Source organism: Mesorhizobium sp. WSM4816 (assembly GCF_055811535.1).
Window position 1 is genome coordinate 1 of record NZ_JBVVQR010000093.1, and the last position, 1,046, is coordinate 1,046.

Sequence of the window (1,046 nt, forward strand, 5' to 3'; positions counted from 1 at the left end):
CTAGAGCACGTCCCGTGATCGATGAATCGATTGTGATGTGACGACGAGCTTCTCCGGTGATTCAACATCCACCTTGATGGAGGTGGATGATGGGAAAAGCACTGAGTGGGGATCTGCGGTCCCGGGTTTTGAAAGCTTCGGATGCCGGCATGTCGGCCCGACAGGCGGCGGCACGGTTTGGGGTCGGCATATCGAGCGCGATCCGCTGGATTGCGCGGGCCAGGATCGGCGAACTGTCGCCGCGCCCGCAGGGCCGCCGCCGCGCGTCCAGCCTGGATGCGCATGACGCCTTCATTTTCGGGCTGATCGAGGAGCGCAAGGACATCACGTTGAACGAGATGGTGGCGCGTCTGGAGGTCGAGCAGTCTTTTCGGATCAGCCGCAGCGCCTTGAGCGCCTGGCTCGGCCGGCACGGCTGGACATTCAAAAAAAGTCCGCGCACGCACTGGAGCAGGATCGCCCCGACGTCCTGAAGCGACGCCGGGACTGGTTCGACGGCCAGCTCGACCTCGATCCAACGAAGCTGGTCTTCATCGATGAGACCGGACTGTCGACGAAGATGGCCCGCCTGCGCGGACGAGCCCCACGCGGCGAGCGCTGCCGGGCCGGCGTGCCCCATGGTCATTGGAAGACCACCACCTTCACCGGCGCATTGCGGCTGACCGGCATGACCGCCCCCTTCGTCTACGACGGCGCCATGAACGGCACCGTGTTCCTGGCGTATGTCGACCAGGTGCTGGTTCCCACACTCGAACCCGGCGACGTCGTCGTGATGGACAACCTGCCTGCCCACAAGGCCGCCGGCGTCCGCGACGCGATCGAGACGGCGGGGGCGAGCCTGCTCTATCTCCCGCCCTATAGCCCAGACTTCAATCCCATCGAAAACGCCTTCGCCAAGCTCAAGGCGCTGATGCGGGCAAAGGCCGAGCGGACAATCAGCGCACTGTGGGACGCAGTCGGCGCGATCCTCGAACGCTTCACCCCAGCCGAATGCGCCAACTACTTCAAGGCAGCTGGATACGACCCAGATTAAACAGGACGCGCTC

At 64.1% G+C, this 1,046-nt stretch carries 1 protein-coding gene; it reads left to right on the forward strand.

Features of this window, described 5'->3' with window-relative positions; genetic code table 11:
* Positions 1 to 89: 89 nt before the first annotated feature.
* A protein-coding gene (locus AC0L3H_RS32925) for an IS630 family transposase (protein WP_473588243.1) occupies positions 90 to 1,033 on the forward strand; the annotation gives its coding sequence in 2 pieces (ribosomal slippage) (positions 90 to 426 and positions 426 to 1,033; 945 coding nt in all).
* Positions 1,034 to 1,046: the final 13 nt, after the last annotated feature.